Source organism: Afipia sp. GW822-FHT04G07 (assembly GCF_058800765.1).
Genome location: NZ_JBXAMP010000001.1, coordinates 2,599,654 through 2,613,143 on the forward strand (window position 1 = coordinate 2,599,654; position 13,490 = coordinate 2,613,143).

At 62.9% G+C, this 13,490-nt stretch carries 16 protein-coding genes; 9 read left to right on the forward strand and 7 right to left on the reverse strand.

Annotation, left to right across the window (positions count from 1 at the left end):
• Nucleotides 1-9 precede the first annotated feature (9 nt).
• The 3 genes from sppA to dapF all read right to left on the reverse strand — a co-directional run bounded on the left by sppA (nucleotide 10) and on the right by dapF (nucleotide 3,291).
• The gene (gene sppA / locus AC1RKJ_RS12670; protein WP_492791307.1) at nucleotides 10-990 is read right to left on the reverse strand and encodes a signal peptide peptidase SppA; all 981 of its coding nucleotides are present in this window, start codon (nucleotides 988-990) and stop codon (nucleotides 10-12) included.
• 164 nt (nucleotides 991-1,154) lie between these two features.
• Complete coding sequence (mtaB, locus tag AC1RKJ_RS12675; RefSeq protein WP_492791308.1) at nucleotides 1,155-2,417, reverse strand: tRNA (N(6)-L-threonylcarbamoyladenosine(37)-C(2))-methylthiotransferase MtaB; 1,263 nt, start codon at nucleotides 2,415-2,417, stop codon at nucleotides 1,155-1,157.
• Nucleotide 2,418: 1 nt separating this feature from the next.
• Nucleotides 2,419-3,291: a diaminopimelate epimerase gene (dapF, locus tag AC1RKJ_RS12680; protein ID WP_492791309.1), complete on the reverse strand. Its 873-nt coding sequence runs from the start codon at nucleotides 3,289-3,291 to the stop codon at nucleotides 2,419-2,421.
• 174 nt (nucleotides 3,292-3,465) lie between these two features.
• Here dapF and AC1RKJ_RS12685 point away from each other — a divergent pair, with 174 nt between their 5' ends.
• Complete coding sequence (locus tag AC1RKJ_RS12685; RefSeq protein WP_492791310.1) at nucleotides 3,466-4,236, forward strand: GyrI-like domain-containing protein; 771 nt, start codon at nucleotides 3,466-3,468, stop codon at nucleotides 4,234-4,236.
• 49 nt (nucleotides 4,237-4,285) lie between these two features.
• Nucleotides 4,286-4,987, forward strand: a complete 702-nt coding sequence (locus tag AC1RKJ_RS12690; RefSeq protein WP_492791311.1) for an SIMPL domain-containing protein — start codon at nucleotides 4,286-4,288, stop codon at nucleotides 4,985-4,987.
• A gap of 6 nt (nucleotides 4,988-4,993) precedes the next feature.
• Here the strand turns inward: AC1RKJ_RS12690 and AC1RKJ_RS12695 are convergent, their stop codons facing one another.
• Entirely contained in the window at nucleotides 4,994-6,052 is a 1,059-nt protein-coding gene (locus tag AC1RKJ_RS12695; RefSeq protein ID WP_492791312.1) for an MBL fold metallo-hydrolase, read from the reverse strand.
• A 280-nt stretch (nucleotides 6,053-6,332) separates the two neighbouring features.
• Here AC1RKJ_RS12695 and ffh point away from each other — a divergent pair, with 280 nt between their 5' ends.
• The 5 genes from ffh (at nucleotide 6,333) to rplS (ending at nucleotide 10,007) form a co-directional block, all read left to right on the forward strand.
• The gene (gene ffh, locus AC1RKJ_RS12700) at nucleotides 6,333-7,847 is read left to right on the forward strand and encodes a signal recognition particle protein (RefSeq protein ID WP_492791313.1); all 1,515 of its coding nucleotides are present in this window, start codon (nucleotides 6,333-6,335) and stop codon (nucleotides 7,845-7,847) included.
• Between the two features lie 45 nt (nucleotides 7,848-7,892).
• Nucleotides 7,893-8,225: a 30S ribosomal protein S16 gene (gene rpsP / locus AC1RKJ_RS12705; protein ID WP_492791314.1), complete on the forward strand. Its 333-nt coding sequence runs from the start codon at nucleotides 7,893-7,895 to the stop codon at nucleotides 8,223-8,225.
• A gap of 8 nt (nucleotides 8,226-8,233) precedes the next feature.
• Nucleotides 8,234-8,767, forward strand: a complete 534-nt coding sequence (gene rimM / locus AC1RKJ_RS12710) for a ribosome maturation factor RimM (RefSeq protein WP_492791315.1) — start codon at nucleotides 8,234-8,236, stop codon at nucleotides 8,765-8,767.
• 16 nt (nucleotides 8,768-8,783) lie between these two features.
• A complete protein-coding gene (trmD, locus tag AC1RKJ_RS12715; protein ID WP_492791316.1) occupies nucleotides 8,784-9,512 on the forward strand; it encodes a tRNA (guanosine(37)-N1)-methyltransferase TrmD in 729 nt (242 codons plus the stop codon).
• A gap of 102 nt (nucleotides 9,513-9,614) precedes the next feature.
• A complete protein-coding gene (gene rplS / locus AC1RKJ_RS12720) occupies nucleotides 9,615-10,007 on the forward strand; it encodes a 50S ribosomal protein L19 (RefSeq protein WP_492791317.1) in 393 nt (130 codons plus the stop codon).
• Nucleotides 10,008-10,091: 84 nt separating this feature from the next.
• On the opposite strand, the gene AC1RKJ_RS12725 is transcribed toward rplS, so the two are convergent.
• The gene (locus AC1RKJ_RS12725) at nucleotides 10,092-10,505 is read right to left on the reverse strand and encodes a VOC family protein (RefSeq protein ID WP_492791318.1); all 414 of its coding nucleotides are present in this window, start codon (nucleotides 10,503-10,505) and stop codon (nucleotides 10,092-10,094) included.
• A 135-nt stretch (nucleotides 10,506-10,640) separates the two neighbouring features.
• Between AC1RKJ_RS12725 and leuC the strand changes: the two genes are divergently transcribed.
• Nucleotides 10,641-12,053 carry a 3-isopropylmalate dehydratase large subunit gene (gene leuC, locus AC1RKJ_RS12730; RefSeq protein ID WP_492791319.1) on the forward strand — a complete coding sequence of 471 codons (1,413 nt, stop codon included), beginning with the start codon at nucleotides 10,641-10,643 and terminating at the stop codon, nucleotides 12,051-12,053.
• A gap of 86 nt (nucleotides 12,054-12,139) precedes the next feature.
• On the opposite strand, the gene AC1RKJ_RS12735 is transcribed toward leuC, so the two are convergent.
• Both AC1RKJ_RS12735 and AC1RKJ_RS12740 read right to left on the reverse strand, forming a co-directional pair.
• Complete coding sequence (locus AC1RKJ_RS12735; RefSeq protein WP_492791320.1) at nucleotides 12,140-12,520, reverse strand: hypothetical protein; 381 nt, start codon at nucleotides 12,518-12,520, stop codon at nucleotides 12,140-12,142.
• Between the two features lie 154 nt (nucleotides 12,521-12,674).
• Nucleotides 12,675-12,896 carry a hypothetical protein gene (locus AC1RKJ_RS12740; RefSeq protein WP_492791321.1) on the reverse strand — a complete coding sequence of 74 codons (222 nt, stop codon included), beginning with the start codon at nucleotides 12,894-12,896 and terminating at the stop codon, nucleotides 12,675-12,677.
• A 253-nt stretch (nucleotides 12,897-13,149) separates the two neighbouring features.
• Between AC1RKJ_RS12740 and AC1RKJ_RS12745 the strand changes: the two genes are divergently transcribed.
• Entirely contained in the window at nucleotides 13,150-13,461 is a 312-nt protein-coding gene (locus tag AC1RKJ_RS12745) for a hypothetical protein (protein WP_492791322.1), read from the forward strand.
• The last annotated feature ends 29 nt before the right edge of the window (nucleotides 13,462-13,490 follow it).

Below are 13,490 nucleotides of genomic sequence, written 5' to 3' on the forward strand. Positions count from 1 at the left end.
CCATTCCAATCAATTCGACGATGCCGGCTGCCACAGCGCAAGCATCCCATCGAGACCGAAGCGGTCAACGGCCTGCACCACGCCGGACTGCTCAAGTTGACGTGAGATCGCGCCCAAACCGACCGCATCGAGGGCGACAGCCGCCGTCGCGCGCAGGAAAGTCATGTCGCCAAAGCGCGGAGCAAGCTTGAAGTCTTTCACGGGCAGGTCCGAACCGATCTTTTTTTGTGCAACCAGCCATGCGACGGCGGTTTTCTCGTCGCCGAGCTGATCGATCAGCTTAAGACCGACCGCCTGACGGCCGGTGAACACGCGGCCATCAGCTACGGTTTGCAGCGTCGCGTCATCCATGCCGCGACGATCCTTCACCAGGCCGCGGAACCATGCGTAGGAATCCTTCACCAGCGAATCGAGCGCGGCGCGCGCCTCGGGACTGGTCGGCTCATAGCCGTTGGGCGCGGCCTTCAGCGGCGATGACTTCACTTCCTCGACCTTGACGCCGACGGTCTTGAGCAGATCCGACACATTCGGAATCTGGAACAACACGCCGATCGATCCGACCAGCGATGTTTGCTGGGCGATGATCTGGTCCGACGCGAGCGCAGCGATGTATCCGCCCGACGCGGCGAGACCTTCCACCACCACGACCAGCGGCTTCTTCGCCTTCAGGCGCACCAGAGCATCGTAAAGCTGCTCGGAACCGGCGGTGGTGCCGCCCGGCGAATTGATGTGCACGATGACGGCTGCCGCAGACGACTTCTCAAGCCGCTCCAGCGCCTCGACGCGCGTCTGGTCACTGCGGATCAGGCCATCGATCTTGACCCTCGCGATCGCGTTCGATCCGGAGATCGCGCTGCGGCCTGCCGGCGAAACCAGTACGGCGACAGCGACGACGGCGGCGATGACGCCCAGCGCCGCCACCACGCGCCAGAACGTCAGCTTGCGGCGGATCCGGCGGCGATCAACGAGCACATCGGAATCGAGTGACATGGATTTTCTCCTCGGGACTCAGACAATTTGCAAAGACCACGAAGGCCGCCGCTCTGAAAGTTATCCCGCGCTTTTGCGGGTGCAGCCTTGATACATGGTAACTTCATTACATCAATTGCGACGCAAATTGAAGGCAACAAGACAGGCACGGCACATACGTGTCTTTATGTGAGCAATCGCTCACCGTCGTGGCCGGCGATCACAATGCTGCGGACCGTGTTCTGTTCGCCACCCGCAATCGCAACCGGAACGAAATGCTCGGTGCGTCCCTGCGTCGCGCTTTCGATCAGTACATGGCGCGTGGCGCCCACCTCCGACGCCAACCGGCGACGCAACGCCGCTTCACCGATCGCGCGCAATCGCCTGGCGCGCTCCTTGATGATGCGGCCGTCGACCTGCGGCATGCGCGCCGCCGGCGTGCCGGGACGCGGCGAATACGGAAACACATGGAGGAAGGTGAGATCGCACTCGTCCACGAGATCCTGCGAGCGCGCGAACATCTCTTCGGTTTCGGTCGGGAAGCCCGCGATGATGTCCGCGCCGAACGCCATGTCCGGCCGCAGCCGCCGCACCTGCTTGCAGAAATCAATCGCATCGGCGCGGGTGTGCCGCCGCTTCATGCGCTTGAGAACGAGATCGTCGCCGGCCTGCAGCGACAGATGCAAATGCGGCATCAGCCGTTCGTCAGTGGCGATAACATCGAGCAGATCGCGATCCGCCTCGATGGAATCGATCGAGGAGATGCGCAATCGCTTCAGGTCCGGCACATGCTTCAATATCTGCTTCGTCAGCGCGCCCAGCTTTGGCGCGCCCGGCAGGTCCGCGCCGTAACTCGTGAGATCGACGCCGGTCAGAACGATCTCGGCGTGCCCGGCCTCAACGAGTGCCCGCACCTGATCGACCACCGCGCCCATCGCCACCGAGCGCGAATTGCCTCGACCGTAGGGAATGATGCAGAAGGTGCAGCGATGATCGCAGCCGTTCTGCACCTGCACGAACACACGCGGCATCCCGCTCTGGAATCCCGCTGCCAGATGCGGGGCCATCTCGGTCACCGCCATGATGTCGGAGACGGCGATCTTTTCGCGCGACACGCCCGGGTCTATCTCGAACGCTCTGTGCGTTTCACGCCACGCGCCGCCGTGCATCTTGTCGTCATTGCCGAGCACGCGATCGACTTCGCTCATCTGCGCGAACATCTGCGTCTGGGTCTGCGCCGCGCAGCCGGTGACCACGATGCGCGCATCGGGCTTGTCACGCTTCAGCTTGCGGATGGTTTGCCGCGCCTGCGCGACGGCTTCGTTGGTGACGGCGCAGGTGTTGACGACGATGGTGTTGCGAATGCCGGCGCTTTCCGCCTCGCGCCGGATCACCTCCGATTCGAAGGTGTTCAGCCGGCATCCGAAGGTGACGACATCGACGGTCATCTCAGGCGACGTTGGTGAAGAGCGCCGGATCGAAGCGGCCTTCGAATTCGAACGCTGCGGGTCCCGTCATCAAAACATGATCGTCCTGCGCGCGCCACTCGATGGTGAGGTCGCCGCCCGGCAGCGTCATGTGGACCGTGCGCTCGGTGCGCCGCAGCCGCGCCGATGCCACTGCCGTGGCGCATGCCGCCGAGCCGCACGCTCTCGTCAGCCCCGCGCCGCGCTCCCATGTCCGCATGACGATGTGCTCGCGGTCCACGATATGCGCGAGCGTGATGTTGGCGCGATCCGGAAAAATCGGATGATTTTCCAGCAGCGGCCCGAAGCGGCCGAGATCGTAGGCCTCGATGTCATCGACCCAGAAGATCGCGTGCGGGTTGCCCATGCTCACGACCGACGGCGTATGCAGAACCGGCGCGTCGATCGGCCCGATCTGCAATTCGATCGAGCGCGTATCGCGAAATTCCTCGGCAAGCGGAATGTCCTGCCAGCCGAACTTCGGCGCGCCCATGTCCACCGTATAGAGATCGGGCGACGGTCCTTGCCAGCAGTTCAGAAGTCCCGCACGAGTCTCGAAGGTCAGCGCCGACTTGCCGGTTTCTTCAAACACCTGACGCGCCACGCAGCGCATCCCGTTGCCGCAGGCGGCGGCTTCGGAACCATCATTGTTGAAAATGCGGATGAAGGCGGCCGTACCCTGAACGCGCGGCGGTTGCAGCACCATCAACTGGTCATAAGGCACCCCGGCAGGAGCCGCGATCGCACGTGCCTCATCGGGGGTGACGGTCGCCGCCGAATCGCGCAGATCAACAACGACGATCTCGTTGCCGATACCGTTCATCTTGGCGAAGCTGTGGTTGGCGAGCGTGCTCATGATCCGGTCTATATGGCGAATGCAGGCCGACTTGACCAGTGCGCCTGACAGGCCAGTGGGGTGCCTCGCGATCGCCCAGTTTGCACCGCATGTCAGTCGGAAGCGGTTCGTGGTAAACTGAATTCGCTTCGCTGCCGGACAAATGACCCTGCTGACGCCTTCGGAGACCATCGAATGAGTAATGCCCGTGTTGCCGTCCTGGTCGTTCTGGCGCTGGTCGTCGCCGCGGCGGTCTGGACCAAAATCCCGATGGGGCCGGTGCAGCCCCCGGCCGTTCCCACGGCCACCGCGCCGCCGCCTGCCCCGGCACCCGCAGCTTCGAAGGACGCGCCGCCGGCCACGCCTCCCCCGGCAGCTTCGACGACGACGCCTGCGACCCCGGCAGCGCCAACGGCGGATGCGCCCGCAACCCCACCTGCGGCACCTCAAAGCCCCGCCGCCGAAGCCCCGTCGGCGGCGCCAGCCGCGCCCAGCATCCAGACCGGCGACGCATTCGGCGCGGAGCAGACCCTGACCGCGAAAAAAGTCGTGATCCTGAAGGGCTCCGCGTCCTGGGATGCCGCGTTCGAGACACTGGTGGGATCGCTGAAAACGCTGTCGGAATTTCTCGACAAGCAGGGCATCAAGCCTGCCGGCTCGTCACTGATCGTCTACACCTCGACCGACGATGCGGGCTTTACCTATCAGGCCGAAATTCCGGTCGATCAGGATCCGAAAAATCTCGCCAAAGGCATGAGCGTCGGCAATTCACCCGAAGGACCGACGTTGAAATTCATCCATCGCGGCTCATACGACAACATGGACAACACGTATGAGGCGATCACCAACCATCTCGATGAAAAGAAACTCGAAGCCAAGGACACGTTCATCGAAGAGTACATCACCGATCCATTGACGACGACCGAGGACAAGCTCGTCATCAACGTGTTCGTGCCGCTGAAATAGAACTGCCGTTTAACCAGAATAGCCGCTCACATAGAACTTGGAGTTATCAATGCGCGTCCGCACCCTCATTACTGCGATGGCCCTTGCCGCCACGGCATCGTCGGCGTTTGGACAGACAACGCCGCCAACCATTACAGTGAACGGCGAGGCGACGATTTCGGTGCCGCCGGATCTCGCGCAGATCGACAGCGGCGTGACCACCGAGGCAAAGACGGCGCGCGAGGCTTCCGAGGCCAACAACAAGGCCATGGGCATCGTGTTGCTCGCGCTGAAAAATGGCGGCATCGCGGAAAAGGATTTCCAGACCTCGCGGTTGTCGCTGTCGCCGCAGAGCGCGCCGGGGCGCAATCCCAACGCGCCGTTCCAGATCACGGGCTATCGCGCGAGCAACCGCGTCACCGTCACCATTCGCGACATCACCAAGGTCGCCGACACCATCGACGTGCTGGTCGGCGCCGGCGCCAACGAGATCAGCGGCATCAGCTTCTCGGTCTCAAAGGCATCGAAGCTGCTGGATGACGCGCGTTCCGAGGCGATCGCCGATGCGCGGCGCAAGGCGGAAATCTACGCAAAGGCCGCGAGCATCTCGCTCGGCGCGCCGCTAAGCATTTCGGAAGAAACCACGCCGGGTCCGGTGCCCTATCGCAAGATGGTGGCAGGAATGGCGGCCTCCGCGCCTGTTGCACAAGGCGAGGAAACGCTGCGGGTGACGGTGAGCGTGTCCTACGAGATAAAACCGAAAGCGCAGTAAAATCGGCTAGATCTCGAACACCTGCCCCGGCTTCAGCGCGACGAACTTTTCCCGCGCGACGCCGGCGGCATCGAGCGCGGTCGCCAGATCGTTGACCGGCGCGTCAATGGCCTCGTCGGTCAGTTGAAACGTGCCGTGATGATGCGCCAGCGCCATCTCGGCTCCGCAGTCGGCCAGCGCCTTCACCGCATCCTCGGGGTTCATGTGCTGATCGCGCATGAACCAGCGCGGCTCATACGCACCAATCGGGAGGATCGCCGCGCGCAACGGACCATGCGCGTCCTTCACGCGGCGGAAATGCGTGCCGGTGCCGTAGCCCGAATCGCAGACGATGTAGATCTTGCCTGCGGGTGTTTCCAGCACGAAGCTCGCCCATAAAGCCTTGTTGCGATCGAACAGGCCGCGCGCGGTCCAGTGGCGCGTCGCCACCAGTGTGACCGCGACGCCGTTGCCGATCTCGACGCGATCGTTCCAGTCGAACGCTTCGGCGCGGATCGCGGCATCGTTGGCAGCCATGGTGACATCGTTGCCGAGCGGCGTGATGACGCGCGGTGAAAATTTTGCAGCGAGTCGCGAGAGAGTCCGGGCATCGAGATGGTCGTAATGTCCGTGCGAGACCAGAACCACATCGATCGGCGGCAGGGCACCCAAGGCGATGCCGGGATCGTTGGCGCGCTTCGGTCCGGCGAAGGACACCGGCGACGCGCGCTCCGACCACACCGGATCGACCAGGATGTTGAGGCCCGCAGTCTGGATCAGCCAACTCACGTGTCCCACGAACGACAGCCGCACCTTGTCGCCGGTGACTTGCGCCGGCGGCGTATCGGCATAAGGGCTCGGCGCACGGTCCGGCCATTTGGCCGCCGTCTTGGTGGCCTGCCAGCGCAGGACCTCCCAGAGTTTCTTGGGCGGCGAGCCGTCGGGATCAAAAAAAGTGGTTCCGTCGAAATGATCGGACGGCGGACCAGCATAGGTTTTCATACGGAAAATCCAGAAGGACGGCAGGCCCACGGCGACCGCAGCGCCGGCGAGCAGACCAAAAACACGGCGGCGGGTGAGGTTCATGAGGTCCAGGAGGCCGGAAATGGCCTGTCGGAGCAACAGTTAGGTTCCGCGAAGGCCCACCGCAACCCGCCCCAAAATCAGCATTTTTCGGTCTTTTCTTGACTTTTCGGGCTATGGGCGGTTTAACCCCCGCACTTCTCGAAAAGACGTTCTTTTCGACCCGCCGCCCGGTCCAAGAGACCGGAGGTCAACGCCCGACAGCGCTGTGCGCCCTCGGGCGTAAAGGTGTTTGGAATTTCCTGTCCCTGCCGGGACATGAGCAACGGGATACAACGCGGCGATGTTCGACAATCTGTCGGAAAAGCTTGGAGGCATTCTCGATCGGCTGACGCGGCGCGGTGCGCTGTCGGAAGCCGATGTCGATGCCGCCATGCGCGAGGTGCGCCGTGCGCTGCTCGAGGCCGACGTCGCGCTCGACGTGGTTCGCTCCTTCACGGAGAAGGTCCGCGAGCAGGCTATCGGCGCCACTGTCGTCAAGTCGGTGACGCCCGGCCAGATGGTGGTGAAGATCGTCCACGACGAGCTTGTCGCCATGCTCGGTGCCGACGGCCAGCAGATTGATCTCAACTCGCCCGCGCCGGTCGCGATCATGATGGTCGGCCTTCAGGGCTCCGGCAAAACCACCACCACTGCGAAGCTGGCGCGCCGCCTGACCCAGCGCGACAAGAAAAAAGTTCTGATGGCGTCGCTCGACGTCTATCGCCCGGCCGCGCAGGAGCAACTTGCTGTGCTCGGCCGCGATCTCTCCATTGAGACTCTGCCCATCGTTGCGGGACAGAAGCCGGTACAGATCGCGCAGCGCGCGCTGCAGGCGGGCAAGCTTGGCGGCTACGACATCGTGCTGCTCGATACCGCGGGCCGCACCACCCTCGACGAAGAGATGATGACGGAAGCGGCGGAGGTGAAAACCGCCGCGCACCCTCATGAAGTGCTGCTGGTGGCGGATTCGCTGACCGGTCAGGACGCGGTCAATCTCGCGCGTGCGTTCGACGAACGCGTCGGCCTCACAGGCATCGTGCTGACGCGCGTGGACGGCGATGGCCGCGGCGGCGCTGCGCTCTCGATGCGAGCCGTCACCGGCAAGCCTATCAAGCTGATCGGTACCGGCGAAAAAGCCGACGCGCTGGAAGATTTTCATCCGTCGCGCATCGCGGGCCGCATTCTCGGCATGGGCGACGTGGTGTCGCTGGTCGAAAAGGCTGCCGCGCATATCGACGCCGAAAAAGCCGCGCGCGTCGCCGAGAAGATGCGCAAGGGCAAGTTCGATCTTGCCGATCTGCGCGATCAGCTGACGCAGATGCAGACCATGGGCGGCCTCGGCGGCCTGATGGGCATGATGCCCGGCATTGCGAAAATGAAGAACCAGATCAACGCGGCGAATCTCGACGACAAGGTCGTGAAGCGCCAGATGGCGGTGATCGATTCGATGACGCGCGAGGAGCGCAAGAATCCCGACATCCTCAAGGCCAGCCGCAAAAAGCGCATCGCCGCAGGCGCTGGTTTGAAGGTCGAGGAGGTCAACAAACTGCTCAAGATGCACCGGAACATGGCCGACATGATGAAGGCTATGGGTCAGGGCAAGCGCGGCCCGCTGGCGGGCATGGCGCAGGCGATGGGCTTCGGCGGAGGCGGAATGCCGTCAGCCGACGCCATGAAGGAATTGGCGGCGAAGATGCCCGGCGGAATTCCGCAAGGCGCGCCCTCGCTGCCGAAAGACTTTCCAGGCCTTCCGGGGCTGGGAAAACCGACATTGCCGGGCCTCGGCGGATTTCCGGGGATCGGCAAGAAGAAATAACACGAACAGTTTTCACACCATTCGAACACACCAACGGAGAAATAAATGTCAGTCGTTATCCGCCTCGCACGCGCAGGCACCAAGAAGCGCCCGGTTTATCACGTCGTCGTCGCCGATTCGCGCTTCCCGCGCGACGGCCGCTTCATCGAGCGTCTCGGCCACTTCAACCCGCTGCTGCCGAAGGACAACGAGACTCGCCTCAAGCTCGACATGGAGAAGGTCAAGGCCTGGCTCGCCAAGGGCGCGCAGCCGTCGGACCGCGTGATGCGCTTCCTTGATGCAGCCGGCGTGAAGAAGCGCGAGCCGCGCAAGAACCCGGAAAAGGCCGTGCCGCGCAAGGAGCGCAAGGCCAACGCTGAAGCCGCCGCCAAGGCGTAAGGAATCTCGTGACAAAAGCAGCGCAAATCTGCGTTGCACGAATCGGCGCCGCGCATGGTGTGCGCGGCGAGGTGAAGTTGTGGCCCTTCACCGAAGACCCCATGGCGGTCATCGACTACGGCCCGTTGTCGACCAAAGACGGCGCGCGTCAGTTTGAAGTGGTGCGCGCCCGGATCGCGAAAGATCATCTGGTCGCGGTGCTGAAGGGCATCGCCACGCGCGAAGACGCCGAGCGCGTCAACGGTATCGAACTCTATATCGCGCGCGACAGGCTGCCGCCGACCGAGACGGGCGAATACTATCATGCCGACCTGATCGGACTGCGCGCCGTCGATGTGGCGGGCGCGGCCATTGGCAAGGTTCTCGCGGTGCATAATTTCGGCGCCGGCGACATCATCGAAATCGCTCCGCCGCAGGGGCCGACACTGCTGCTGCCGTTCACAGATGCGGTGGTGCCTACCGTCGATCTCGCGGACGGTCATGTGGTGATCGTCATGCCAGGCGAGATCGAAGGCGACACACCGGACACCGCGGACATCTGAAATCAGGACCACCGACATGTGGCGCGCCACCGTGCTCACGCTGTTTCCGGAGATGTTTCCCGGCCCGCTCGGCATCAGCCTCGCGGGCAAGGCGCTCGCATCGGGATTGTGGGCGCTGGAGGCGCGCGACATTCGCGATGCCGCCACTGACAAGCACCGCAGCGTCGATGACACCCCGGCCGGCGGCGGACCCGGCATGGTGCTGCGCGCGGACGTGCTGGCGGCGGCCATCGATAGCGCAAATACCGATCCCGCCCGCCCGCGCCTGCTGATGAGCCCGCGCGGCGCACCGCTGACCCAGAACAGGGTCGCGGAACTCGCCGCCGGCCCGGGCCCCATGATCGTCTGCGGCCGGTTCGAGGGGGTCGATCAGCGGGTCATCGAGGCCCGTGGGCTCGAGGAAATCTCCGTGGGGGACTATGTCCTGTCGGGGGGCGAAATCGCCGCCCTGGCCCTGATAGACGCCTGCGTGCGGCTTCTGCCGGGGGTCATGGGTAAGCTAAGTTCCGGAACCGACGAGAGTTTCTCGGATGGATTGCTGGAATACCCCCAATACACCCGGCCCCAGATGTTCGAGGACCGTCCGATTCCGGATATTCTGGTGTCCGGCGACCACGCCCGGATCGAGGCCTGGCGGCGGGCCGAGGCCGAGGCCCTGACAAAAGCCCGGCGGCCGGACCTCTGGGCGGCCAAAAAAGCCCAAAACACCTTCCCGAAGCCGCCAAAAAACACGACGAAAGGGTGACAACCCGCCGGTGATGGCGTATACGACCGGCCAATCCGTGCACGTGCTGGATACGAATTTCCGCGCAGCCCCTTCCGGGCGCGCCGCCGATGGAGTTTTGCGATGGACCTCATTCAAGAAATCGACAAGGAGCAGCTCGAAAAGCTCTCCGCCGGGAAGACCATTCCCGATTTCGGACCGGGCGATACCGTGATCGTCAACGTGAAGGTTGTCGAAGGCGAGCGTTCGCGCGTGCAGGCCTATGAAGGCGTCTGCATCGGCCGTCACGGCGGCGGCATCCATGAGAGCTTCACCGTTCGCAAGATTTCATACGGCGAAGGTGTCGAGCGCGTGTTTCCGGTTTATTCGCCGATGATCGACTCGATCAAGCTCGTGCGCCGCGGCAAGGTACGTCGCGCCAAGCTGTATTATCTGCGCGGTCTGCGCGGCAAGTCGGCGCGTATCGTCGAGAAGCAGGACAACCGCGAAGCGCCGAAGGCGGCTTCCGGCGCATAATCAAGCAACGCTTGATGATTTGAAATCAAAGCGCGGCTCATGGCCGCGCTTTTTTCTTTGGCCAGCTTAGCATAGCCCGTAGCGCTATTTCTGCTTGAGCGGCCCGTTCATGATCCAGCGATGGCCGAACGGGTCGCGCACAATGGCGGTTCGCGTACCCCAGAACGAATGGGTCGGCGTCACCTCGCCTTTAGCACCAAGCTTCGTGGCGCGCGCGAACACGTCGTCCACCTGTTCCGCACTCGAGAATTCCAGACTGACCGACATGGTCACCGGCTCTCCCGGCAATGGCGTCCGCGCCGTGCCGAATTCTGGAAACGCATCCGACAGGAACAACGCACCGCCGTTGATCTCGAGTTCGCAATGCAGGATGCGCAGGCCGTCGAGTGCCGGCATCAGCGCCTTCTGCTTGGCGTCGAAAGCGGCGGTGTAGAAGGCGATCGCGCCCGCAGCAGGGGTAACGGTCAAATAGGGCGCAACCGGCGGGCGTGCGGTCATTGTGCGATCCTGCGTAAGCTATTATGTCGTCAGGATACTTTCCCCCCTCCCGTTAAGCGAGTAAAAAGGGGCGGAACTGAAAACCCGCGGCCCGGAGGCCGCAACACCCATCCGGACAGGTTAATCGGACACCCAATGGCCAAAGCGACCACACTCTACGACAAGATCTGGAACGACCATCTGGTCCACGAGGCCGAGGACGGCACCTGCCTGCTCTATATCGACCGGCATCTTGTCCATGAGGTGACCTCGCCGCAGGCCTTCGAAGGACTGCGCACGACCGGCCGCAAGGTCCGTGCGCCGAAGAAGACGCTCGCCGTGGTTGATCACAACGTCCCGACCACCGATCGTTCGAAACCGAATCCCGATCCGGAAAGCGCCGAACAGATCGCAGCGCTCGCGGAGAATGCGCGCGAGTTCGGCGTCGAGTACTTCAACGAGTTCGACAAGCGTCAGGGCATCGTGCATGTCATCGGCCCCGAGCAGGGCTTCACGCTGCCGGGCACGACGATCGTCTGCGGCGACAGCCACACCTCGACGCATGGCGCGTTCGGCGCGCTTGCGCACGGCATCGGCACGTCGGAAGTCGAACACGTGCTCGCCACGCAAACGTTGATCCAGAAGAAAGCAAAGAACATGCGCGCGACCGTCGATGGCGCATTGCCCGACGGTGTCACCGCGAAGGACATCATTCTGGCGATCATCGGCGAGATCGGCACCGCAGGCGGCACTGGCTTCGTGCTCGAGTACGCCGGTGAGGCTATTCGCGCGCTGTCGGTCGAAGGCCGCATGACTGTCTGCAACATGTCGATCGAAGGCGGCGCGCGCGCAGGCCTGATTGCCCCCGACGAGAAGGCCTACGAATTCCTGAAGGGCCGCCCGATGTCGCCGAAAGGCGCCGACTGGGATGCCGCCATGCGCTACTGGGAAACGCTGCGCACCGACGACGGCGCGCATTTCGATGCGGAGATTCGTCTCGATGCCGCGAAGCTGCCGCCGATCGTGACATGGGGCACGTCGCCGGAAGACGTGGTGTCGATTTCAGGCATGGTGCCGGACCCGGCGAAAATCGAGGATGAAGCCAAGCGCCTCTCCAAGCAGCGCGCGCTTGAGTATATGGGCCTCGTCGCCGGGACGAAGATCACCGACATCAAGCTCGATCGCGTCTTCATCGGCTCCTGCACCAATGGCCGCATCGAAGACTTGCGCGCCGCCGCGAAGGTTGTCGCCGGCCACACCGTCAACGGCAATCTCAATGCGATGATCGTGCCGGGTTCAGGTCTCGTGAAGGAGCAGGCCGAGGCCGAAGGGCTCGACAAGATTTTCATCAAGGCCGGCTTCGAGTGGCGCGAGCCGGGTTGCTCGATGTGCCTCGCGATGAATCCCGACAAGCTGTCGCCAGAAGAGCGTTGCGCGTCGACCTCGAACCGCAACTTTGAAGGCCGTCAGGGCTTCAAAGGCCGCACCCACCTGGTGTCGCCTGCCATGGCCGCAGCCGCAGCGATCGCCGGACACTTCGTCGATATCCGCGAGTGGCATACAACCTGAGCAGGCCAACCCCCGTCTCATCGCCGATGACATAAAAACAGGCGCTCTTTCGAGCGCCTGTTTTTGTTTGGTGGTTCGGGGCGAATTTAGAAGCCAAAGCCGAAACCGATCGCCGGTCCGAAGCCATAACCGTAACCATAAGGCCGATAGCCGTAGCCATATGGACGATAGCCGTAGCCATAAGGGCGGTAGTAGCCGTACGGCCGATAATAGTAAGGCCGCGGACGATAGTAGTAAGGCCGGTAGTAGGGACGATAATAGGGCCGGTAATAACGCGGGCCATAATAATATCCGTAACGCCGATAGTGGCGGCGGCGCGCACTGACATCCGTCGGCTTGGCATCGGCCAGACGCGCATCATGCGACACCGCAGGCGTCGGCTGTGCGGCGCTCGCAGGCGCAAGTGACATCCAGCCGGCAATTGAAAGAGCGGCAGCGACAGCCGCGGCTCCCACGAACTTTCTCATTGCAGTTCTCCTCAGATCGTTGCTCCACACGTTTAAGATAACGCGCACCACCGATTTCCGTTCACCACTCCGCCAACTAGCCAGCGTTGAATCTTGGGCCCGGGCGGGACCGCCTTCCGCTTCAAGCGGAATAAACAATCTGCCCCGTCCGGCATTAGGATGACTTCGGATTTGCAGCAAGATCATGACGCGGGCATTTCACCGTTTTGGTAAAGGCGCCGTTGTCGGCCGACGCGACATCAGTACCAGTGATGGCGGCGATGCCAGTGATGACGGTGGTGCCAATGGCGGCGGTGGTGCCAGCCATGGTGCCGATGCCAGCCGCGATGCCGGTGCCAGCGGTGATGGCCGCGCCAATGGACCTGCGTCGTGACATCCTCGGTTGCCAGCTTCGTAGAAGTCGAAGCGGCCGGGTTGAGAAGCGACACCGCCTGCGCACGGTCAACTGGCGCTGCGACCGCCAGCAGGCCGGCAACGGCCGCAAGCCCGAAAATTGTTCTGACGTTCATCTTCATGAATTCTCTCCCTTGGTCTGCGAGTTGAAACGAACCCCGGCGCATCGCGTTCCATCGATGCCGATGCATGTCCACGCCGGACGACGTGGCAGCAGGCTAAAAAGAGCGAGGTGAATGCGTCCTGAATGTCCGCGCCGTATTCATGAACGCACTTTCAGCGTTGCCGTTCGTGAACCTGAAACAAGACCGGCGCGTATCTCTGAAAGGAACCAGAGGAGAGTTGTGATGGCGCACGTCTCACGATTGATGCTCGCAAGCAATGCATTGATGATGTTGCTCGCAGGTCATGCCCACGCGTCGCAAGGACCGGGCACTACGCCGGGAACAGCCGGCACGTTCACGCAGGTGGCGATGGCCATCGCTGTTTATGGATTATGCGCGGCGGCGATTGCCGCGGGCGCAATCGGCACGTTCAGGAAAAAATGAGACTATGAAAACAATCGCGCGGAGTGCGG